Here is a 21014-nt window from a genome sequence, read left to right as displayed (position 1 = left end):
TAGGATCGCCTAGTATAAGGCGCTGAAGGAGGTGAGAATAAAGTGCAGCTGTAACGTGATGACGTCACATACGAATACTTTTCAGGATGCAGTAAAATGACTATTGCGCCTAAGCCTCCAGCAGGCTCAACAAACCAATGAATAACGAACCGTCGGTGTCCATAATTTTATCCTGTATCAAATCGGAGTCTCATAGTACCCACAAGGGTCAGGAAGCTCAATAACTGAGTGATGTTTTATAACTGCAAAATGTAATTTAATATTAATGGATATCGCAAGGGATGTTTAAACTAAACACAGCATCAACGAGATTGGAGTTTAAATGAGTGGCTGACTATAAACCCCGGAGCATTGGAAGTGAAACTAAAACGTTAAATGAAGGTAATGCAGTCAACGTGGTGATTGTTATCTTTGGCGTCGCTATGAAAAATACTCTAATTTCAGAGGGAAATGCCTATTGGCAATGTGGAATGGGGAAAGAAACGGCTAATATGATTGTATTCACTGTTTTTAACTTTCATTCATATGTCTTGCTTGCTAGCTTTTACCCATTCAAAAATGCTAAAAAGCCCAATGAGGTCAAACCTCATCAGGCATGGGTTTCAGCGCTTAACTTCTCAGAACTGGTACATAATCCCCGTTTCAACGACATCATCAGAACCTAAACCGGCTGCATTGTGTTTATCCAGCAGGTTCAGTTTGTACTCTACATAGGCTGACATATTGGCATTGAAGCTATAACCCAGCGCCATATCTATATACTTGACCAGATCGGTATCACCGATGCCAGGTAGGTCACGCCCACGTGACTGCAAATAGGCAAGAGAAGGGGTGATGCCAGAATCAAAGTGATACTGCGCCACGGCTTCGACGGCATCTGCCTTTGGTGCAAAGCCGGTGTAGTTGCCACCCTCTACGTAGGTCATGTTCTGAGTGCGGGTATAGTTTGCTGCCAGATAGAGGTTATCCCGATCGTACTTCAGGCCCAAAGTCCAGGCTCTGGCACGATCGCCATTGGCCAGACCAAAACTACGCTGTGCCTGTGTACGATCCGAATTGGCGTAGGCACCGCCAGCGCTCAGTCCCCAACCTATGTCGTAGGTCGTGGAGAAGGAATATCCGTCGCCGTTTTGTGTCTGCAGGTCTTGCGTGTGATGGGCATCGTCCCCCCGATTCTTTCCCTGAAATTGCATGCCAATATTCAGGCCATCAATAATCCCCCCCAAACCCTGATTATGATAGGTCAACATACCGTTGCCCCGACTGGTCATAAAGTTATCGGCAGCTTCATAGCTGTCATTACCAAACTCGGGTAATACATCGGTCCAGCTTCCCACGTCATAGAGTAAACCGTAGTTGCGTCCATAGCTGATGCTTCCAAACGGGCCGAATTTCACCCCGGCAAAACCCAACCGAGTGTAGTTACCACTTTGCTCGCCGCTTTCCGCTCCGTTCAGCCCAATCTGATATTCCCATTGGCCGTATCCAATGATGTCATCATTAATTTGTGTTTCGCCTTTAAAGCCAAAGCGAGTGTAGGATTGATCGCCGCTGCTGCCAGCATTATTACTGAAATAATGAACACCATTAATCTGCCCATATAAATCCAATTTATTGCCGTCTTTATTTACGATTTCTGCAGCTAACGTGGTGCTGGCTACTGGCAATAGTAACCCCAATACAGCCAAGTGCATTATTTTTTTCATTTCAATAACCTGATGTTAATAAATACGTTGAAAGCTATGATGCTTTTTGTGATATCGCAATTCTCTTATACAAACGATCGCTGGTTTCATCAATAATGGCTGCCATATTCTGTCTGCCTCGTGATTCTCTTGGCCTGTCGATAACGATCTCATCGGTGATTTGCCGTTTATTGGCATCCATAATGACGACTCGGTCGGACATCATGACCGCTTCCTCTATGTCATGGCTCACCATGATGATGGCGCTGATATTATTTTTTTTGTTCGTCCAGATATTCATTAAATCCATCCGCAGTTTCTGTGCGGTAAAGATATCAAGAGAAGAAAAGGGCTCATCCAACAGCAAAACTTTGGGCTCCACGGCTAATGCTCGGGCAAAACCTACGCGCTGGCGCATACCACCGGAAAGTTGACGGGGCCAGGCTTTCTCATACCCATTCAGGCCAACCAGCGTGAGTAATGCTTTCAGCTTTTTGTCGATCAATTGCGGTGGCAAGTCTTGTGCGATCAGGCCAAAGGCGATGTTGTCATACACCGTGAGCCACGGATAAAGAGCATAAGACTGGAATACCATGCTGATATCGGCATTGGGTCCTTCGATAGGTTTTCCTGCCAGTGATACCGTGCCGGTATCAGGGAAAATCAGGCCGGCAAATATGCGCATCAACGTTGATTTGCCAGAACCTGACTGCCCAAGGATCGTAACGAACTCACCCTTGTGAACATTCAGATCCACGTCGCGCAGCACTTCCTTGGGGAGCTTGTTTTCTCCAATGAAGGCTTTGTTTACCTGCTTGGCGCTGAGTACCACTTCTTGAATAGTCATTTAATTTCCCTGCATTAATCATATTTGAATTTGGTTTCTGCAACGCGATACAGTGGCTGCCAGATAAAGATTACGCATAACGCCACCAGTGAGCACATGGCAGCACAGCCCAGCGCGGATTCCGGGTTTTTACCGGCATCGGTCACGACTGAAATAAAAGCGCCCAGCCCGGTAGTACTGATCGTGGTAGCTCCCCATTGAATGACTTCTGCTGCAATGGCGCTATTCCAGGCACCGCCTGCTGCAGAAATAATGCCGGTAACGATGTAGGGGAAAATCGCGGGCAGCATATAGTAACGCCACCATTTGAAACTCCGTAAACCGAAGGTTTCGCTGACTTCGGTGATATGTGATGGGATTGCCGTGACGCCGGCAATGACGTTAAACAACACATACCACTGCGTGCCGAGCATGATCATTGGAATCGCCCACCAGCCAAGATCCTGATGATAAACAGCGATAAAAGCGGCGATCAGAGGATAGAAAATATTGGGTGGGATAGCAGCCAGGATTTGAATGATCGGCTGGAAGAATTTCACCAGGCGTGGATTCATCCCTATCCAGACGCCGAGTGGGGTGAAAATCACGATACTGAGCACCATTGCAGCCACTACACGTGCAGTAGTCAGCAGCATCCATTCAGGCATCATGGCGAAGTATTGCTTTGGGAAATACTCCCACAGTTGATAACCAAACCAGGCACAGGCCATGACCACCGCGAGATACCAAGTGCTGCGCCACAGCCAGTTGGCTTTTGCGGTGATGCGAAACAGCTTGTGCAAACCAAGGCCGTACCAGATCTGCGGCAGCTTAAATAGCCATACATCAGCCAGCATGTGTAGGGCCGCTGACAACATTGATCCTAGATGGGAATAGCTCAGGCAGTTATAAAACCATGAGCTGCCTTCAGTTTTATTGGCGCTAACATCTTCGTATTTGAAACGGGAGGTATAGCGAACCAACGGGCGGAAAACCAATTGGTCAAGCACGATAATATTGGCCGCTAATGTGATCACGGCAAACAGAATAGCGTGCAGGTTTTGCTGCGCCAGCGCTTCGGCAATATAGGAACCTACACCAGGCAACGCCACCGATTTATCGTTGACCGGGATCGCCTCCGACGCCACCAGAGCGAACCATGCTGCCGATTGTGACACCATGGCATTCCACAATAATCCGGGTACGGAATAGATAAACTCTAACCGCCAGAAACGTTGCCATGGATTGTAGTTGAAACTGCGTGCGGCTTCATCCAGTTCACTTGGAACGATGCGCAGCGTCTGGTACAACGTTAGCATCATGTTCCATGCCTGGCCGGTAAATACCGCAAAGATAGCGGTACACTCCAGCCCCATCACACTGTGTGGGTACAGGCCAAGAAAATACACCGTGGTGAAGGTTAAAAAGCCCACCAAGGGTACTGACTCCATAAAGTTGACGAAAGGTAATATCACCCTGCGTAACGGCACGTAGCGCGCCGCCAGGACGGCAAAGACAATGGAGAATAACAATGACCAAATCATGCCGATGGCAAACCGCATTGTCGTTCTTAGTGAGTAATAGAAAAGATTCCAGGTATCCAGACTAATGGCACCCACGTTGTGTTCATCGAACGAACCGTGCATGTCCCCCCAGGCACGGATAAGAAAGACGATGACCAATGATGCTATTACAAAAACAATAAGGTCATTTAGATAGTACTTTCTAGAAATAGATGTACTTCTGCTTTTTTGCATAATGCCAATCCCATAAATTTCTCAAAAAACCGGCGGGAACGTCAACTTGATAAAGCCGAGCGCCTCCGTTTTAAACGAAAATATATAGCTTGAGATAAATTAATTTGCTGATTGTTACGCTGATGGTGAACGATGAATACTACAGGAACAGGCATGACAAGCCGGTATTATCAGATGCCAAGGCACATAGGCAGTGCCAGGACGTTGCTGATAAGCCGTTGATTGATTGTCTACATTCTGTTTATTTCAGAATGTAGCATGAACTACATTACTGAAATTTATCCAGTAGTACTAAGCTAAAACTAAAACTTCCATCGTCCATAAGGCCCCCGTGGTGAGAATAAAACGGTGAGATAGTAATGCTTGAACATAATGAATAGCAAGTAGATGTGATGGTTTTCATTATTGTATGTGTAACAGGATGAAAATAGATTTTTTAAAAGATATATCCATAAATTAAAATGATGAGGGCGACATTGTCAGATAGACAAGGACATCAAAAAATTGAAGCCTATATAGCTAGGATGAGTGTTTCTTAACGTGGCAAAATATAACTTTTTTATTTGAGTTACGCGTATTATTGATGACCCCGAGCTTCCAGGAAGTTCGGGGGAGGAGGGAGAACACCAACTCACCTTGTCATCCCCACATACCTTCCAAGATCTCAATGGTTCTTGGTTCCAACGGAACACGGTGCTTGTTGCGCGCAGTGCTCTACTTGTGTGGCGACGAGGTAAAATGCAAAGCACTGAAAATGAATCTGCAAGCGGGATCGCAATAAGGAAAACTTTTCTCTCTAGCAAGTGACAGTGCTGGGGGATTTGTTAAAATAGACCCACTTAATCAAGATAAGATTATTATTATCATGCAGTTAACTAAGATTTTTCGTCTTGTCCCTGTGTTGCTTTTGCTGGTAACGGCGGGTTGTCAGCAACCCCGTTCTTCTCTGCAAAAGGAGCCTGTCGCCCTTAATGAACAGGTAGAACAGCTGGCTTCAGTGATTGCCAGTACCAAGTATTTGAAATATAAGTGTAATCGTAGTGATTTACCCAGCGATGCGGTCATTGACAAGGTTGCCTACAAAGTCGCCAAACAACGAGGCTGGAATAGCGCTGGCTACGGGGCTTTGCCGCAGCGTAGCGAGGAAATTTATCAAAGCCTGATGAGAGACAACACGCCGGAACAAACCAAGTGCAGCAGCTTTAACAGCCTGTTGGCACCTTTTACCGACGAACTGCGTGCAGAAAAAAGCAGTTAGTGACACCAACTTGGTGTCCTGTGCCCAGTGTACGGGCTAGTGGTAAGCTTTATTCTGACTCTTCAGCGGTGCTGTCGCTATCCACCTTGCCGCCCGGCCAATCCTCTAATGCGTCAAGTGTGAATACCTCGCCATTGAAGTTAAAGATGGTCACGTCCTGTTGTATTTGCTCAATCGTAAGGTTGGGGGCAGGGCTGTCTCCTTCCTGATAACGCTGACCGTTCAGCGTGATGCTGCGTTTGTCATCTTCCGATGCGTAAACGTGCGCGCTGTATCTTAAAGGGGCTAATTCATCACTGGCTAAGGAGGGGGGGACTTTATTATCTGATCCCACTTGTTGCGCTGGTTTATTTTCATCATGCGCAGTTTCTCTATCAGCGTTGGTGACCGTATGCCTGGGCATCTCCATTTTTACCACGACAGAGGGGGCAACTTGAGTCAACGCGGGGGCGGCGAAAGCTTCGTTGTTACGCCAGTGCTGTCCGGAAAACCAGCCTATCGCTATTAACAGCAATGCATACACTGGCAGCAGATAGCGGGGAATAAACAGCCCCTTGGCGGGGTGAACGCTGGCTTCTAGCTCTACTTTCGATTTATTGTCCACATCCCTGAACCTTTAATAAACGCTGATTTCTACAGCCAGAGGTTGTTTATTGGCGTGTCGCCAACGCTGGGTAACGCCAAGGTATGAAGGGTATATCCTGCCCGAAAACTCGGGTCAATAGCATTGTACTGATATTCGGGATTGATGTGACTCAGTGGGTTTAACATCTCGTTTCGGGTCACCTGATGGTGACCCGAAACGAACCGTTTTATTTACTGCTTACAGGCAAACCTGTGCCTTGGGCAGTGACTTGTTGTTTGACCAACAAGGCCACCGACCAGGCGGGAACTGTAACGCTGCCCTCTGCGGTAATATTGACGCCGGAGGCGAGTGAGCGGTCTCCCAGGTTTTGTTGGATTGCGCTCAGGGTGAGATTTTCACCGGTAAAGTCATTAAGCGTTCTGGCTTCCGGCGCTGCGTTGATGATAACGACTAACGCATCGGCTTGGGGATCAAGATCGTTTCCGGCCTGAACTCCGTCATCAATGGTCATTACCAGTAAGCCCAGTTGCTGTTCTGCGCCCGTGTTACGGAAATCGACACGTTTCATCACTTCGTGGCCGCTACCCAAGGCAATCAGAGGCGAGGATTGGCGCAGTTGCGTGAGTTCCTGATAGAACGAGTTCATCTGCGCGATCTCTGTTTGGCCAGGTGTGGCAACAGCATCTTTTACGCTGGCGATCAGCGAATAGTTGTCACCGTCATCGCTGATGCGTGGCATACCAACGTTGAAGTTGTTGTCTTGATAGCTGTAATCCACACGGTTGAACCAGTCCCCGGCATCATATGAGTCACGGGTAAATGACTTGGAACGCAACAGTTCAGAGCCTTGTTGATCGAATGCCAGCCCTTGGCCCAACAACGTAGTGGCCAGTGACACCGCCTGCATGCGTACGCGAGTGGTGAGATCGGCTTCACGTGCGGCTTTGTAGCTGATCATATCCCATAAGGTTTGGTTGTCGTGTTTGGAAACATAGTTGACCACTTCGGTCGGATCGTTGGCATAACCCCCAATCGCCCCGTTATAGTCAATTTCGCTGCCTTTTTTGACGGAGCCGTCTTTATCGATCAACAGGAATTCAGCCAGGTTGCCGGCCATGCCCAGACGGGTCAGATCGGCCAGATGGCGCACGGTATCCTCGTTTTGCTGGGTTAACTCGTTAGCCAATACTCCGGCACCGTTACCCACCCCCTGGTTTTGACGCAAGGCATCACCAGAGTCAAACGGGCCGCCTCCACGAACAGCATCACGCAGACGATCGGAGAAGGTGCCAATGCCGGTGCCTTTTAACGTGATCTGCGAAGCGATTTCGAAGCGATCGTCCTGACCTGAATTCCAACCTTCACCAAAGAAATAAACGTTGGGGTTCACCGATTTTACTTTCTCCCGGGCCGCCAGGATTTGTGCTTTCGGATGATAGCCCATCAGGTCAAAGCGGAATCCGTCAATCTTGTAGTCTCGGCTCCAGACCACCAGAGAGTCTTCAATCAGTTTGGCAAACATCCGGTGTTCGGGGGCCGAGTCGGAACAACAGGTGGCCGACTCTACACTGCCCGTAGTTTCATTCAATCGTTGATAATACCAGGGCACGATTTTATCCAGCACCGAGGTGCGATCCGTTGGGCCAGCCGCATTGGTGTGGTTATAAACCACGTCCATGATGATGTTCATACCCAGTTGCTGTTTGATGGTCTGCACCATGGTACGAAACTCTTTGATGCGGGCAGTGCCTTCGGGATTGGTAGCGTAAGAACCTTCAGGCACCGTGTAATGGAACGGATCATAACCCCAGTTGTAGGAGTCAGTCTGGGCCACATAGCCATTCAATTCCTGCACCTGCGGATTGTCCTGGCTGTCATTCTGTTTCAGTTCTTCTAGTACATCACCGATGGTGGTTGAACTCCCACAGTAGCCAGCAAAACGGCTTTGCTTAACGGCGCTGTTCAGTTCACAAAGCCGACTGAATGGATGGGTGAGATCCGCCACTTTGTCGCTGAACTCATTGACGGTTGCCAGATCAAACACCGGTAGCAATTCAATGTGGGTTACGCCCGCATGCCCAAGCTGTCTGAGATGCTGCACCATATTGCTGTCACTGGCAGTCAACGCCAGATATTTACCCCGTACCTGTTCAGGAACGGTCTGATCCCAGGCGGAAAGATCGCGGATATGCGACTCATGGATGACCATCTTGGCAATATCAGCCTGGCTGGTCTGTGGGTGTGGCATTGTCAGGCCGTCCCAGCCTTCTGGTTTCAACGCGCTGTCATTGAGATCCACGACCTGGCTGTATTCGGAGTTCGTGGAGAGGCTATGGGAGTAAGGGTCGGTGACCTCATACTGCTCCACTTTGCGCGATTGCGGATGATAAACGGTCAGGGCGTAACGATAAAAAGCGTCTTTAAGGTCATGACTTCCTTGATATGACCAGGCACCGGAATCGTTATCTCTGGTCATCGGATGGCTACCAATGACTTTTTTATCCGCACTGTAGATCACCAGTTCTGCCTGCTGGGCCGTGGGTGCCCAGACACGGAAAGTGACGCCAGAATCAGTCAGCAGAGCACCATATTCCAGGCCTTCCGCTGCGGCTGAGAAGCGATCATCGAGAACGCCAGCGGTCTGTACCTGGGTGGCTGAAATAAGGATGCCGTCCTGATTGGCGGCCAGGGCGACGGTCTCGCCGCTAAGCAGTTCGTCTACTTTTGCATTGTCCGGCAATTTGAAGGCGGCATAACCCGCAAGGTGAGGGAAGCGTGAACCCAGTTCCTGGTTGATGCTGGTCGGTGTCAGCGAAAGATAGCGATCGGTAAACTTCCCTTCGCTGTTGGCGGCCACTTTGCCATTGTGGTTGTAGTACAGACGTACGATAGGTTTCCCTTCCCCGGCAGGCCACAGCAGGGTGTGTTTATCTACCCAATGGGCTTCAGCCAGAGCCACCCCGAAGGCCGCGCGGAAAGCTTCGGCACGGGTATCATAAAGCGTACTGCTGCCTGCAAGCGTAGAAACGGTCCTGTCCGGAAAATCACTGAACGATAAACGCATATCCGCATCAATCAGCTTATTGGTGCCATCACGCAGAATGAAGTTGATACACCCAGTGGTTTTGCTCAGAGGTAGCACCCAATACGGGCCATAACTGTCGCTGCCTGTCGGTGTTGTACTGGTGTCATTCCAGTCCCCAGAGGGCTTATCCAGGGCGTCACAGGTGTCGTTATTCCACAAAAACAGGTTCTTGGTACTGTAATCAGCGGCGGAGCCGCTGGTGATACCAGCAATATCGACCAGATGAATGACCGCCTGGTTTTCACCTGCCATGACGGCTTCGCCAGGCATGGCTATGTCAGGCAGACGTGCAATCGGCTCTTGGTTGTTGGTATCGGGGCTAACGTCTGAAGAATTATTATTATCACAGCCGCTCAATATGACGAGCGAGCCGAAAAGTAGGGCATTACAGGTATTTTTCAGCATTCTAAATTCCCTATCAGGCTTGCATTATAGAAAGTAAAAAATCGTATCAATGTGTAAAGCAGTGGTATTAGATATTGCATGATAAGGAGGAGCATCCTCCTGCTTTAGGAGGAGGAGGGGCGTAGGTGGAAGGAGGACGCGAAGTTTAGAGTAGGGAGATCAAACGGGTTAAACCGCTTTTATGCTAGCGAGATTAAGAAATAAATAGCTATAAAAACAGAAAGATAAATTATTTCGATAAGCAAAAATAATGATTTATTATTGAGGGGAGTATGTATAAAGTAACCCTTTCTGAGAGGATGTATTCAGAAACGTAAGGGCTGATGGAGGTACTGAGTTGTAAGGTTTCAGTCATAACCTTACATATTCTCCAACGACAATGCCCCCAACGATATGCCCACCGATTGACTGATATCGGTGAACTTCTGGCTGGCGTAAACAGAGAAGCAGGCAAAGGAAGGCAAGATGCGATTTTCTGTATTGTTATCGGTATGCAGAGAGGCTACTTTCAGGCTGTTCACGCCGCGATGGGCTTTATGCGTTCTGTCACTGTTGATTTGCAATCAACTCGCCTTGCTCACCTGGCACGGGTTCCTGCCCCCAGAAATATCCCCCGTACGCTTATCCAAAGCAGACTTCGCACCAGTAACAACCGGCGGTGGAGGTGAGTCTGAACGTTACCGCTTCACCCTCTTTGGTACTTCGCTGCCCTCATCTTCTGCTACTGAGCATTCTGTCTCTGACCAAGCCCTGCGTAACGCACCGCCTTCTTCTCTCAAGCTAAACCTGACCGGCATTGTCGCCAGCCCCAGCCCAGAGCGTTCCATCGCCATTATCGCCAAAGATAGCAAACAGTTCAGCCTTGGCGTGGGTGAGAAGGTGCCTGGTTATGACGCCCGAATTGCGTCAATTTTTGCCGATCGTATCGTGATCGCCTATCAGGGGAATTATGAATCGTTGTTGCTGTTCAGCGAGCAACCCGAGGCCGCTAAAAGTGACAAAAAAACCTCAGCGTCGCAGCTCAAGGCACAGCTGCAAAAGCAGCCGCAAAGCATTCTCAATTACCTGAATATCTCACCGGTGATGGTGGATGACAAACTCATCGGCTACCGACTCAATCCGGGCAAACAAGGCGAGTTATTCCGCAAGGTCGGGCTGCAGGAAAACGATCTTGCCATAGCGCTAAATGGCCTGGATTTGCGTGATGCACAGCAGGCTCAACAGGCATTGAAACAGCTTTCAGAACTCAGTGAACTGAATCTTACCGTTGAGCGTGGCGGTCAGTTACAGGATATCTATTTGGCTCTTGGAGATGACTAATTGTTGAATACAAAAATAATCAGGAGCTTACGCATTGTGCTACTGGCGGTGATGCTGCTTGGTACTCGGCCGGGCTGGAGTGCCGAGTTTTCTGCCAGCTTCAAGGGCACGGATATTCAGGAGTTTATTAATACGGTCAGCAAGAACCTGAATAAAACGGTGATTATCGATCCTGCCGTGCGCGGCACTATCACCGTACGCAGTTATGACATGCTCAATGAGGAGCAGTATTACCAGTTCTTCCTCAGCGTGCTGGACGTTTATGGCTTTGCCGTGGTCGATATGCGTAACGGCGTGTTGAAAGTGGTGCGTTCCAAGGATGCTAAAACCGCTGCGGTGCCGGTAGCCAGCGATGCTCAGCCGGGCGAGGGTGATGAAGTGGTGACACGTGTCGTGCCGGTCAATAACGTGGCGGCACGCGATCTTGCCCCGTTACTCCGTCAACTGAACGATAACGCCGGGGCTGGCAGTGTTGTGCATTATGAGCCTTCCAACGTGTTGCTGATGACCGGGCGTGCAGCGGTCATCAAACGCTTGATGGCGATTGTTGAACGCGTTGACAAGGTCGGTGACCGTAGTGTGGTCACGGTACCGTTGGCTTACGCGTCAGCTGCTGAAGTCGTCAAACTGGTCACCGAATTAACCAAGGATGCCAGCAAATCAGCGATGCCAAGCCTGATGGTAGCCAATCTTGTTGCGGATGAACGAACCAACTCGGTCCTGGTGAGCGGAGAACCCAACTCCCGCCAGCGGATCATCGCCATGATCAAGCAGCTGGATCGTGAGCAGGCCGTGCAAGGCAATACCAAAGTGATTTACCTGAAGTATGCCAAAGCCACCGATCTGGTTGAGGTGTTGACTGGCGTCAGTACCAGTATTCAAAGTGAGCAACAGAATGCCAAGCCGGCGGAAGCACTGCGTAAAGACATCACCATCAAAGCCCATGAGCAAACCAATTCACTGATACTGACGGCGGCTCCGGATGTCATGCGAGATCTGGAGAAGGTGATAGCTCAGTTGGATATTCGCCGTGCACAGGTACTGGTAGAGGCGATTATCGCAGAGGTACAAGACGCCGATGGTTTGAACCTGGGGATCCAGTGGGCCAACAAGAATGCTGGAGTGACGCAGTTCACCAATACCGGTTTGCCTATCACTACGGCGATTGCCGGAGCCAATCAATACAATCAGGACGGGACGGTGAATAGTACCCTGGCCAGCGCTCTCAGCAGTTTTAACGGTATTGCTGCCGGTTTTTATCAGGGCAATTGGGCAATGCTGCTGACCGCGCTTTCCAGCAGTAGCAAGAATGACATTCTGGCGACACCGAGCATTGTCACGCTTGACAACATGGAGGCGACATTCAATGTCGGCCAGGAAGTTCCTGTCCTCTCCGGCTCGCAAACGACGTCGGGCGATAATATCTTCAACACGGTAGAGCGTAAAACCGTCGGCATTAAGCTGAAAGTCAAACCGCAGATCAACGAAGGGGACTCCGTGCTGCTGGAGATCGAGCAGGAGGTTTCCAGTGTGGCTGATGCGGCGTCCAGCAGCAGTGCTAATCTGGGGGCGACCTTTAATACCCGCACGGTCAATAACGCGGTGCTGGTAGGCAGCGGTGAAACCGTGGTGGTGGGTGGCTTGCTGGATAAAACCGTCCGCGACAGCAGCGACAAGGTTCCGGTGCTGGGGGATATCCCGGTGCTGGGCTATCTGTTCCGCTCCAACAGCAAACAGGTTTCCAAGCGCAACCTGATGCTGTTCATCCGCCCGTCGATCATCCGGGATCGTGACCAGTATCGCCAGGCCTCCTCAGAAAAGTATCAGGCTTTTAATCAGGAACAAGACCATCAGCGTGGCAAACAAGGGAGCGAAGCCACGCTGAATAACGAAGTATTGAAGTTGCCACCCGATCAAAACGGTGCCACTTTCCGCCAGGTTAATGCCGCGATCAGCGCATTCTATTCAACGGGGGGACGATGAACACTCTCCCCGAGGACCTGAGTGAATTACGCCCGCAGTTGCCATTTGCCTATGCGCGCGAGCAACGCATTTTGCTTTTGCGGGATCATGCTGGGTGCCGAGTGCTCCGTCTGGCGGAAACCACCGCCACAGCATTGCTTGAGGTGCGTAGGGTGGCCGGGTGTGGGCTGACTATCAGCACGGTGTCGGGTGAAGAGTTTGAGAAACAACTGGTGATCAGCTACCAGCGCGATTCGCAAGAGGCGCGACGCATGATGACCGATATCGGCAATGAAATGGATTTTTATACCCTGGCAGAAGAGCTACCCGACAGCGACGACTTGCTGGATGCCGATGATGATGCCCCTATTATCCGCCTGATCAATGCGATGCTGACGGAAGCCATCAAGGATAAAGCCTCGGATATCCATATCGAAACCTATGAACGCCATTTGCAGATCCGTTTCCGGGTCGATGGCGTGTTGCGTGAAATTCTGCGCCCTCAGCGGCGGTTGGCCTCTTTATTGATATCGCGCATCAAGGTCATGGCACGGCTGGATATTGCCGAGAAGCGGATACCGCAGGATGGGCGCATGGCATTGCGAATCGGTGGCCGAGCCATTGATGTGCGGGTTTCGACCTTACCGTCTAATTATGGTGAACGAATTGTTCTGCGTTTACTGGATAAAAACAGCGTCAGTCTGGATCTCGCCGCGCTTGGCATGTCTTCACATAATCGGCGGCAGATCGATGAACTGATCCAGCGGCCACACGGTATTATCCTCGTCACCGGACCTACAGGTTCGGGTAAGAGCACCACCCTCTATGCAGCATTGAGCCGCCTCAATGCCAGCGAACGCAATATCATGACGGTAGAAGACCCGATCGAGTATGAACTCGAGGGTATCGGCCAGACGCAGGTAAACCCCAAGGTAGATATGACATTTGCTCGCGGTCTGCGAGCCATTCTGCGTCAGGATCCTGATGTAGTGCTGGTTGGGGAAATCCGCGACAGCGAAACCGCTCAGATTGCGGTTCAGGCATCACTGACAGGGCACCTGGTACTCTCCACGCTGCACACCAACAGCGCGCTGGGGGCCTTATCACGGCTGCAGGATATGGGCATCGAGCCTTTTTTGCTTTCCACCTCATTACTGGCCGTGCTGGCGCAGCGACTGGTTCGCACACTCTGCCCCGATTGTCGTCAAACTTACGCCGCCGATCCGGCCTTGGCCGATCAAATGGGGATTTTACCCGGAACCCCATTATGGCAGCCGAAAGGATGCTCGCAGTGTAATTTTACCGGTTACCGTGGGCGTACGGGTATCCATGAGCTGCTGCTGATTGATGACCGAGTGCGTACGGCGATCCATCAGGGAGAGAGTGAATTCGCGATTGCTCGTCAATTACGTCATGAGTACAAGACATTGCGCCAGGGGGGATTGGAAAAAGTGTTGGCGGGTGAGACCAGTTGGGAAGAGGTGATCCGCGTGACCGAAAGCCAGTCTCAGGAAGAGGGATGACATGGCCCTATTTCATTATCAGGCGCTAGACGAGCGCGGCAAAAAACGACGGGGAGTGCAGGAAGCGGATTCAGCCCGCCATGCCCGTCAACTTTTACGGGAACAGGGGTTGGTCCCTGTAAGCCTGGACGAAGGGCAGGATGAACGCCAGCAGGCCCAAAACGGGCGGCGTCTTTCATGGGGGCGGGGGATTAGCAGTGCCGATCTGGCGTTGTTGACTCGTCAGCTTGCGACCTTGGTCGCCGCCTCCTTACCCTTGGAGGAGGCGCTGGATGCCGTGGCAAAACAGAGTGAAAAACCCCGCCAGCGCAGCCTGATGGCCGCAGTGCGCACCAAAGTACTGGAGGGGCATTCCTTGGCTGAAGCCATGAGCGCTTATCCCACCAGTTTTGAGCGGTTGTACTGCGCGATGGTGGCGGCGGGTGAAGCTTCTGGTCATCTGGATCTGGTTCTGAACCGGTTGGCGGATTACACCGAGCAGCGCCAGCAAATGCGAGCTCGTATCCTGCAGGCGATGATCTACCCCTGCGTGCTGACGGTGGTCGCCATCAGTGTGATCGCCATTTTACTTTCCGCCGTCGTGCCCAAGGTGGTGGAACAGTTCATTCACATGAAGCAGGCACTTCCGCTATCCACTCGTGTGCTGATGGGGCTGAGTGACGGAGTTCGAGCCTTTGGCCCTTGGGTGCTGCTGTTGCTGTTATTGGCGCCGATGCTGATGCGTCTGTTGCTGCGCCAACAAGCCCGGCGCATTGCTTTCCATCGGCAGTTGCTGCGCCTCCCGGTGATCGGACGCATCGCACGAGGGCTCAATACTGCCCGTTACGCCAGAACGCTAAGCATTCTCAATGCCAGCGCGGTGCCATTGCTGCAAGCGATGCGCATCAGCGGAGAGGTTTTAACCAATGAATATGCGCGCCGCCAGCTGTCACTGGCAACGGAATCTGTACGCGAGGGGGTGAGCCTGCATCGGGCTCTGGAAATCACTGCGCTGTTTCCCCCGATGATGCGGCACATGATCGCCAGCGGTGAACGCAGTGGGGAACTGGACAGCATGCTGGAACGTGCGGCAGACAACCAGGATCGGGAGTTTACTGCCCAAATGCAGTTGGCATTTGGGCTTTTTGAGCCCTTGTTGGTAGTGAGTATGGCGGGCGTGGTGCTGTTTATCGTTTTGGCGATCCTGCAGCCAATCCTGCAATTAAATACCTTGATGAGTATGTAAATTCAATCTGCAAATAACGGAGAGAAAAATGCGGCAACAGCGTCAGCGAGGTTTTACCCTGCTGGAAATTATGGTGGTGATTGTGATCCTGGGCATCCTGGCGAGTCTGGTCGTGCCTAACCTGATGGGAAATAAAGAGAAGGCGGACCATCAGAAGGTCGTCAGCGATATTGTCGCGCTGGAGAGCGCATTGGATATGTACAAGCTGGATAACAGTCGATATCCCACCACCGAACAAGGGTTGCAGGCACTGGTGACCAAGCCCTCGGCACAACCGGAACCGCGCAATTATCCCCAAGGTGGCTATATTCGCCGTTTGCCACAGGATCCTTGGGGGGCAGACTATCAGTTGCTTAGCCCAGGCCAACACGGTCAGTTAGACGTTTTCTCTTATGGCCCCGATGGCATACCGGACACCGAGGATGATATCGGTAACTGGACGATTGGGAAGAAGTAGTGCGCCAACGCGGCTTTACGTTGTTGGAAATGATGCTGGTTGTGCTGCTGATCGGGAGTGCAGCCAGTTTGGTGATCATGTCATTTCCGTCCATGCAACAAAATAACCCGCAGCTACAGCTGAAACGTTTTCAGGCTCAGTTGGCGTTTGCCATGGATGCCGCGGTGCAAAATGACCAGTTGCTGGGGATCCGGGTTCGACCTGACGGCTGGCAATTCCAAATGCTACAGCGTCAGGCCGCTGAAAAACGCGGGGCAGTATCTGGCTCGGATAGTTGGCAAGGTTACGTCTGGCAGAATTGGCAACCCCGTCAGGCGGCGTTAGGGAGCCAAATGCCTGATGATATTCGGCTCAAGCTGCATTTCCCCGATCGGCAGGAGTGGCCGCGTGCTGCGGAATCTGCATCGGAACCCGATATTCTGCTGTTACCTGGCGGGGAGATTACGCCATTTGAGCTGGTGTTCAGTGAGGCCGGTAGCCAGCCATTGGTATGGCTGCGGGTCGACGACGTGGGCGCGATCGAATCGTCAGTAAACGGAGCAGCACAGTGAACGCCCAAAGAGGGATGACGTTGCTGGAAGTGCTGGTGGCACTGATCGTTTTCGCCTTGGCGGGGTTAGCCGTGCTGCAAACCACGGCACAGCAGGCTGGCAGTATTGGCCGTATGGAGGAAAAAATACTGGCAAGTTGGTTGGCGGATAATCAACAGGCCAGGTTACATCTTGATAAAACCTGGCCGGAAAAGCGCTGGGTCGGCACCACGGTGACCTATGCTGGCGAGGAATGGTCTGTACGCTGGCAGGGGGTTGATACCGAACTGGGTCAATTACGGGCACTGGATGTTGAGGTACGGCGTCATAAAGAAGACGCTGCGCCAGTGGTTTCTTTACGCAGCTACGTGGTGCGGGAATGAATGGTCGTAGCCAGCGGGGCTTCACGTTGCTTGAGATGCTGTTGGCATTGGCAATTTTTGCTGCGTTGAGCATCAGCGCCTTCCAGGTGTTGCAGGGGGTGATGCGCAATGATGAGATTTCGCAGCGCAAGGCGCAGCGGTTGGCCGAACTTCAACGTGCCTTTATGCAGTTGGAAGGGGATTTCGGTCAGATCATCCCTCGCCATCACAGAGGGAATGAACGCGTATTTTCCGCGGCGCGCTATCAATTAAAAAGTGAGGACTGGGGCGTCTCTTTCATGCGCAACGGTTGGCAAAACCCGATGGGAATGTTGCCCCGCGCCGAGTTACAACCGGTGGCATATCGTCTGCGCCATCAGCAGTTAGAGCGGTTGAGCTATGCCCATGCGGATCCGCTCGTTGGGGAAGCGCCGGTGGTCAAGGTTTTGCTCAATGAGGTCAGTGTATTTCGTCTGCGCTTTTTTGCCGAGGGGACGTGGCGGGAGAGTTGGGACAACGCGTCGGTTTTGCCGCAGGGGATTGAAGTGACATTAGTGGTTGCTGGCGTGGGTGAATTGACCCGTCTGTTTTTGATCACGGCGGTGGGGCAAGAATGAGGACGCGGCAAAAGGGCGTTGCCCTGCTGGTGGTGTTGCTGATCCTGGCGCTGATGGTGACGATTGCTGCGACCATTGCCGAGCGAAACGGGCGTACCTATCTGCGCACAGCGGCTCATTTGGATCGCCAGCAGGCAAAATGGTATGCCCGCTCGGCAGAAACACTGGCGGTAAAAATTTTGCAACGAGATGCGCTGGACTCACCGAATAAAACGCATTTGGCGCAAAACTGGGCGCAAGAACAGCGCCGTTTCCCCGTTGAAGGCGGGGAGGTGTTTGGGCAGATTGTTGATGGGCAGGCCTGCTTTAATCTCAATGCCATTAACCAAGGGGCAGCCAGTGAGGGGATGCAGCCGACATTGCCTTATCCTAGCCAGGTTTTTAGACAGCTGTTAATCAACCTGGGGGAAGAGCCCCTGCGTGCGACGCAGATAGCCGCGGCACTGCGCGACTGGGTAGACAGTGATAGCGAACCAGTCAGTGACGGGGCTGAAGATGAGGTCTATATGGCCCAGGCGGTGGCTTACTTGCCCGCCAATCAACCCATGCAGGATGTCAGCGAGTTGCGCACCGTCTCAGGGGTTGATACCAGCCTTTATCGGCGTCTTTTGCCTTACGTTTGCGCGCTGCCAACCCAGACGCTGTTGGTAAACGTTAATACCCTGAGTGAGTCTCAAGGGCCATTACTGGCGGCGCTATTTCTCAAGGAGCTTGATACAGCCATGGCGACTCGATTGTTACAACAGCGTCCACGTGAAGGGTGGAGCAGTACGACGGCATTTTTGGCACAGGTTGCCCTGAAGGACATCGACACCTCAACGGTCAGATCGCTGTTGACGATAAAGAGTGAGCTGTTTTTAGCCAGTTTCACCGTGCTGATGGGGGAGACTCACTATAGCCAGCGCAGCCTGTTGCGCAAAGCCGGTAACAGTTTCCAGGTAGTACAGCGGCAATATGGATTAAGCATGATGGTGGAGCCTTGATGCCTAACAGAAAGCCCCGTGAGCAAGCCAGGTTGATACTGCGCTTACCCAGCGATGAAACGCAGCCAGTGCTGTGGTATTTCGCTTCAGCAGACGGTCATCAGCAAGGTAGTTTGGCTATGGGGGAGAACGATGACCAATTGGTGAGCCTGCTTGCCAGATACCCTGCCTGGGTATTGGTGCCTGCGAGCGAGTTGGTTTTCCATCGTGTGACGCTGCCTCGTCGTGCCAGGCGTCAGAGTCTGCAAGTACTGCCGTTTATGCTGGAGGAGCAACTGGCAACGGAGGTTGAACGGCTGCATTTTGCCATTTTGCAGCAAAGTGGTGATGTGTGTGACGTTGCGGTAGTTGATAAAAGCCTGATGCATCAGTGGGTAGCCCGTTGTGAACGTCTGGGGGGGCAGGTGCAGGCAATGTTGCCAGATGTGCTGGCGTTACCCTTGGCCGCCGACGGTTGGAGTGCGGTCAGTCTCAATGATCAATGGTTGTTTCGCCGGGAAAAGCATGCCGGCATGATTGTTGAATCCTCCTGGTTATCGGAGTTTTTGGCCGTGTGGGCACCGCCGGTAATTGAAAGCTACTCCGCGCCACCAGCATCAACCGCTAGCCCTCCGGAATGGCGTGTTCAACCACCGAGGGATTTACTGCAACTGGCGGCAGAAGGTGTGCACGAGAGCGGAGCCGATCTGCGCCAGGGCGAATTCACCCGCTCTAGCCCCTGGCGTACACGATTACGCCCCTGGCGAACCGTGATGATGGCATTAACGGTGTATTTACTGCTGTTGTGTGTGAGCGCCGGGCTGTCTCATTACCGGCTTTGGCAACAGGCTGAACATTGGCGACAGGAAAGTGTGCGGGTCTACCAACAGCTTTTTCCGGCTGATAAAAAGGTGGTTAATCCGCGCGTGCAGATGCAGCAGCACTTGCAACAATTACAACCCATCGAGCAAGCCGGTGTGGTCGCACAGATGCGCCAATTGCAACAGCTGATGGCGGAGAACTCGGCAATCCGGTTCCAGGCACTGTCTTATGACGCTGGCCGTAAAGAGCTGAAAGTCGATATACAGGCGGCCTCTTTTCAGGCGTTGGAACAGTTTCAGGTTGCTGCCGGGCAGCGTTATCAGCTGCAACCTGGTGAAATCAAGCAGAATCCAACTGGGGTAGAGGGCCGACTGACTCTGGGGATAAAGGATGAATGAACTCAAGCACCGCTGGCTACAGCTCAGCCTTCGGGAACGAGGATTGGTATTGGGCTGTGGTGTATTGGTTATCGTCAGCTTGTGCTACTACGCACTGTGGTTGCCCTGGCAACAACAGGCTAGCCAATGGCAGCGTACTATCGCTCGTGAACAAAACACGGTGGAATGGATGTTGCAACAGGCTCCGCGCTTGCGCCAGCAAGGGGCACAACCCATACAGGAGGCTTCCCTAAGCTTGTCGGCTAGGGTGGCGCAGAGCGCTACAGCTCAAAACATGAACATTACCCGCATGCAGCCTCAGGGAGAGCGGCTGGCGGTCACGCTGGAACCTGGCGATTTTAATGCCCTGATGCTTTGGCTCACACAGTTGGAAAAACGTTATAGCGTTCGCATTGTGGCGCTTGAGGTGGCGATGCGTCCCGATAAACCCGGATGGGTGACAGTAAACAAACTGATGCTGGAGCGCAGCGATGGGAGCTAAAGCCAAAAAGGCCGTGCTTTTGTTGGCCTGTTATCTCCTATTGTTGGGAGGCCATGCGCCAGCACGGGTATTACAAGCTTTTATACCCGCAGATATGAAGGTCGGTGGCTTTTCGGGTTCCCTGTGGCAGGGCAGTTTGCACCAGTTAAGCTGGCGTAACATTATGCTGGCCAAGCTGAACTGGCAGTTCACTTTTTCCTCTTGGATGCCAGCCTTGGAGATTGAGCTACGAGATCCGCAAGGCTTGCAGGGAGCCGGTATCCTGCGTGGTTGGCAGGATCTTCAACTGCATGAATGGCAACTCTCTGTTCCTGCAGATGTTGTGCGGCAACAGTTGTCGTTGCCTTTACCGATCACCGCCCAGGGAGAGCTGCGACTGCGGTTGCAACAAGGAGAGTTCAGTTCCGCGGGTTGCCGGAGTCTTGGCGGTGGTGTTGTCAACTGGCAGCACGCACAGCTTGCGACCCCGTTGGGGGCGTTGGAGCTGGCCAACGTGCAAGGACAATTGAGCTGTGATGGAAAAGGGGCTCTGGTGTTGGTGTTGAAACAAGACTCCTCTCATCTGAGCCTGACGGGGCGTGGCACCGTCGGATTTGACGGGCGCTATCAGTTCAACGGTCAGGTTCGCCGAGGGCCGGTGTTACCGGAGACGATGAGGCCACTGATAAATCAGTTAGGCAGGGCCAACGATCAGGGGCAGATACCCTGGCAGGTTCAGGGGCGGTTGCTTTAAACGGCGCTAGGCCGTCTTAA

The 21014-nt window shown here is 51.9% G+C and carries 20 protein-coding genes; 14 read left to right on the top strand and 6 right to left on the bottom strand.

The window, feature by feature from the left end; translation table 11 throughout:
- Positions 1-326 precede the first annotated feature (326 nt).
- Positions 327-665 (top strand): hypothetical protein, encoded by a 339-nt coding sequence (locus tag ACMV5H_RS08210; RefSeq protein WP_414821688.1) that lies wholly within the window; start codon positions 327-329, stop codon positions 663-665.
- Here ACMV5H_RS08210 and ACMV5H_RS08205 read toward each other — a convergent pair.
- From ACMV5H_RS08205 to ACMV5H_RS08195, 3 genes are read right to left on the bottom strand one after another with little or no spacing between them, the layout of a single operon-like run.
- Positions 618-1706 (bottom strand): porin, encoded by a 1089-nt coding sequence (locus tag ACMV5H_RS08205; RefSeq protein ID WP_414821687.1) that lies wholly within the window; start codon positions 1704-1706, stop codon positions 618-620. The two genes, ACMV5H_RS08210 and ACMV5H_RS08205, sit on opposite strands and share 48 nt — an antisense overlap.
- 34 nt (positions 1707-1740) lie before the next feature.
- Complete coding sequence (locus tag ACMV5H_RS08200) at positions 1741-2532, bottom strand: ABC transporter ATP-binding protein (RefSeq protein WP_059201261.1); 792 nt, start codon at positions 2530-2532, stop codon at positions 1741-1743.
- Between the two features lie 14 nt (positions 2533-2546).
- The gene (locus ACMV5H_RS08195) at positions 2547-4157 is read right to left on the bottom strand and encodes an ABC transporter permease subunit (RefSeq protein ID WP_414821686.1); all 1611 of its coding nucleotides are present in this window, start codon (positions 4155-4157) and stop codon (positions 2547-2549) included.
- 976 nt (positions 4158-5133) lie between these two features.
- On the opposite strand from ACMV5H_RS08195, the gene gspS reads away from it, so the two are divergent.
- Positions 5134-5526 carry a type II secretion system pilot lipoprotein GspS gene (gene gspS, locus ACMV5H_RS08190; protein ID WP_172413936.1) on the top strand — a complete coding sequence of 131 codons (393 nt, stop codon included), beginning with the start codon at positions 5134-5136 and terminating at the stop codon, positions 5524-5526.
- Between the two features lie 49 nt (positions 5527-5575).
- On the opposite strand, the gene gspB is transcribed toward gspS, so the two are convergent.
- The 3 genes from gspB to ACMV5H_RS08175 form a co-directional block, all read right to left on the bottom strand.
- Positions 5576-6130, bottom strand: coding sequence for a type II secretion system assembly factor GspB (gene gspB, locus ACMV5H_RS08185; protein ID WP_021805944.1), 555 nt, complete (start codon positions 6128-6130; stop codon positions 5576-5578).
- A gap of 208 nt (positions 6131-6338) precedes the next feature.
- Positions 6339-9602, bottom strand: a complete 3264-nt coding sequence (gene pulA / locus ACMV5H_RS08180) for a pullulanase-type alpha-1,6-glucosidase (protein WP_414821685.1) — start codon at positions 9600-9602, stop codon at positions 6339-6341.
- Between the two features lie 359 nt (positions 9603-9961).
- Positions 9962-10165, bottom strand: coding sequence for a hypothetical protein (locus ACMV5H_RS08175; protein WP_179251688.1), 204 nt, complete (start codon positions 10163-10165; stop codon positions 9962-9964).
- 10 nt (positions 10166-10175) lie between these two features.
- On the opposite strand from ACMV5H_RS08175, the gene gspC reads away from it, so the two are divergent.
- Genes gspC through ACMV5H_RS08115 form a run of 12 tightly spaced genes read left to right on the top strand, consistent with a single transcriptional unit; the run spans position 10176 to position 20994 of the window.
- Positions 10176-10922, top strand: coding sequence for a type II secretion system protein GspC (gene gspC, locus ACMV5H_RS08170; RefSeq protein WP_257014211.1), 747 nt, complete (start codon positions 10176-10178; stop codon positions 10920-10922).
- Positions 10923-10940: 18 nt separating this feature from the next.
- Positions 10941-12905 carry a type II secretion system secretin GspD gene (gspD, locus tag ACMV5H_RS08165; RefSeq protein WP_181817490.1) on the top strand — a complete coding sequence of 655 codons (1965 nt, stop codon included), beginning with the start codon at positions 10941-10943 and terminating at the stop codon, positions 12903-12905.
- Positions 12902-14407 carry a type II secretion system ATPase GspE gene (gene gspE, locus ACMV5H_RS08160; RefSeq protein WP_179247781.1) on the top strand — a complete coding sequence of 502 codons (1506 nt, stop codon included), beginning with the start codon at positions 12902-12904 and terminating at the stop codon, positions 14405-14407. The genes gspD and gspE overlap by 4 nt, the downstream gene beginning before the upstream one ends.
- 1 nt (position 14408) lies before the next feature.
- The gene (gspF, locus tag ACMV5H_RS08155) at positions 14409-15632 is read left to right on the top strand and encodes a type II secretion system inner membrane protein GspF (protein WP_414821684.1); all 1224 of its coding nucleotides are present in this window, start codon (positions 14409-14411) and stop codon (positions 15630-15632) included.
- A 28-nt stretch (positions 15633-15660) separates the two neighbouring features.
- Complete coding sequence (gspG, locus tag ACMV5H_RS08150; RefSeq protein ID WP_021805938.1) at positions 15661-16089, top strand: type II secretion system major pseudopilin GspG; 429 nt, start codon at positions 15661-15663, stop codon at positions 16087-16089.
- Entirely contained in the window at positions 16089-16640 is a 552-nt protein-coding gene (gene gspH, locus ACMV5H_RS08145; protein WP_115158176.1) for a type II secretion system minor pseudopilin GspH, read from the top strand. The genes gspG and gspH overlap by 1 nt, the downstream gene beginning before the upstream one ends.
- Complete coding sequence (gspI, locus tag ACMV5H_RS08140) at positions 16637-17002, top strand: type II secretion system minor pseudopilin GspI (protein WP_115158175.1); 366 nt, start codon at positions 16637-16639, stop codon at positions 17000-17002. The genes gspH and gspI overlap by 4 nt, the downstream gene beginning before the upstream one ends.
- Positions 16999-17598: a type II secretion system minor pseudopilin GspJ gene (gene gspJ / locus ACMV5H_RS08135; protein WP_414821683.1), complete on the top strand. Its 600-nt coding sequence runs from the start codon at positions 16999-17001 to the stop codon at positions 17596-17598. Before gspI ends, gspJ begins: the two co-directional genes overlap by 4 nt.
- A complete protein-coding gene (gene gspK, locus ACMV5H_RS08130) occupies positions 17595-18581 on the top strand; it encodes a type II secretion system minor pseudopilin GspK (protein WP_414821682.1) in 987 nt (328 codons plus the stop codon). The genes gspJ and gspK overlap by 4 nt, the downstream gene beginning before the upstream one ends.
- Positions 18581-19780 (top strand): type II secretion system protein GspL, encoded by a 1200-nt coding sequence (gspL, locus tag ACMV5H_RS08125; RefSeq protein WP_223664422.1) that lies wholly within the window; start codon positions 18581-18583, stop codon positions 19778-19780. The genes gspK and gspL overlap by 1 nt, the downstream gene beginning before the upstream one ends.
- Positions 19773-20261 (top strand): type II secretion system protein GspM, encoded by a 489-nt coding sequence (gspM, locus tag ACMV5H_RS08120; protein ID WP_414821681.1) that lies wholly within the window; start codon positions 19773-19775, stop codon positions 20259-20261. Before gspL ends, gspM begins: the two co-directional genes overlap by 8 nt.
- Positions 20251-20994, top strand: coding sequence for a type II secretion system protein N (locus tag ACMV5H_RS08115; protein WP_115158171.1), 744 nt, complete (start codon positions 20251-20253; stop codon positions 20992-20994). Before gspM ends, ACMV5H_RS08115 begins: the two co-directional genes overlap by 11 nt.
- Positions 20995-21014: the final 20 nt, after the last annotated feature.

The sequence above is a fragment of the Serratia sp. N21D137 genome (genome assembly GCF_047530005.1).
In the GTDB taxonomy this organism is placed as follows: Bacteria; Pseudomonadota; Gammaproteobacteria; order Enterobacterales; family Enterobacteriaceae; genus Chania; species Chania fonticola_B.
This window is presented reverse-complemented; position numbering and strand designations above follow the sequence as displayed.

Coding starts and splice junctions, on each gene's coding strand:
- ACMV5H_RS08205 (WP_414821687.1), bottom strand. CDS start 1,706: ATGAAAAAAATAATGCACTTGGCTGTATTGGGGTTACTATTGCCAGTA.
- ACMV5H_RS08200 (WP_059201261.1), bottom strand. CDS start 2,532: ATGACTATTCAAGAAGTGGTACTCAGCGCCAAGCAGGTAAACAAAGCC.
- ACMV5H_RS08195 (WP_414821686.1), bottom strand. CDS start 4,157: ATGCACGGTTCGTTCGATGAACACAACGTGGGTGCCATTAGTCTGGAT.
- gspS (WP_172413936.1), top strand. CDS start 5,134: ATGCAGTTAACTAAGATTTTTCGTCTTGTCCCTGTGTTGCTTTTGCTG.
- pulA (WP_414821685.1), bottom strand. CDS start 9,602: ATGCTGAAAAATACCTGTAATGCCCTACTTTTCGGCTCGCTCGTCATA.
- gspE (WP_179247781.1), top strand. CDS start 12,902: ATGAACACTCTCCCCGAGGACCTGAGTGAATTACGCCCGCAGTTGCCA.
- gspF (WP_414821684.1), top strand. CDS start 14,409: ATGGCCCTATTTCATTATCAGGCGCTAGACGAGCGCGGCAAAAAACGA.
- gspG (WP_021805938.1), top strand. CDS start 15,661: ATGCGGCAACAGCGTCAGCGAGGTTTTACCCTGCTGGAAATTATGGTG.
- gspJ (WP_414821683.1), top strand. CDS start 16,999: ATGAATGGTCGTAGCCAGCGGGGCTTCACGTTGCTTGAGATGCTGTTG.
- gspK (WP_414821682.1), top strand. CDS start 17,595: ATGAGGACGCGGCAAAAGGGCGTTGCCCTGCTGGTGGTGTTGCTGATC.
- gspL (WP_223664422.1), top strand. CDS start 18,581: ATGCCTAACAGAAAGCCCCGTGAGCAAGCCAGGTTGATACTGCGCTTA.
- gspM (WP_414821681.1), top strand. CDS start 19,773: ATGAATGAACTCAAGCACCGCTGGCTACAGCTCAGCCTTCGGGAACGA.
- ACMV5H_RS08115 (WP_115158171.1), top strand. CDS start 20,251: ATGGGAGCTAAAGCCAAAAAGGCCGTGCTTTTGTTGGCCTGTTATCTC.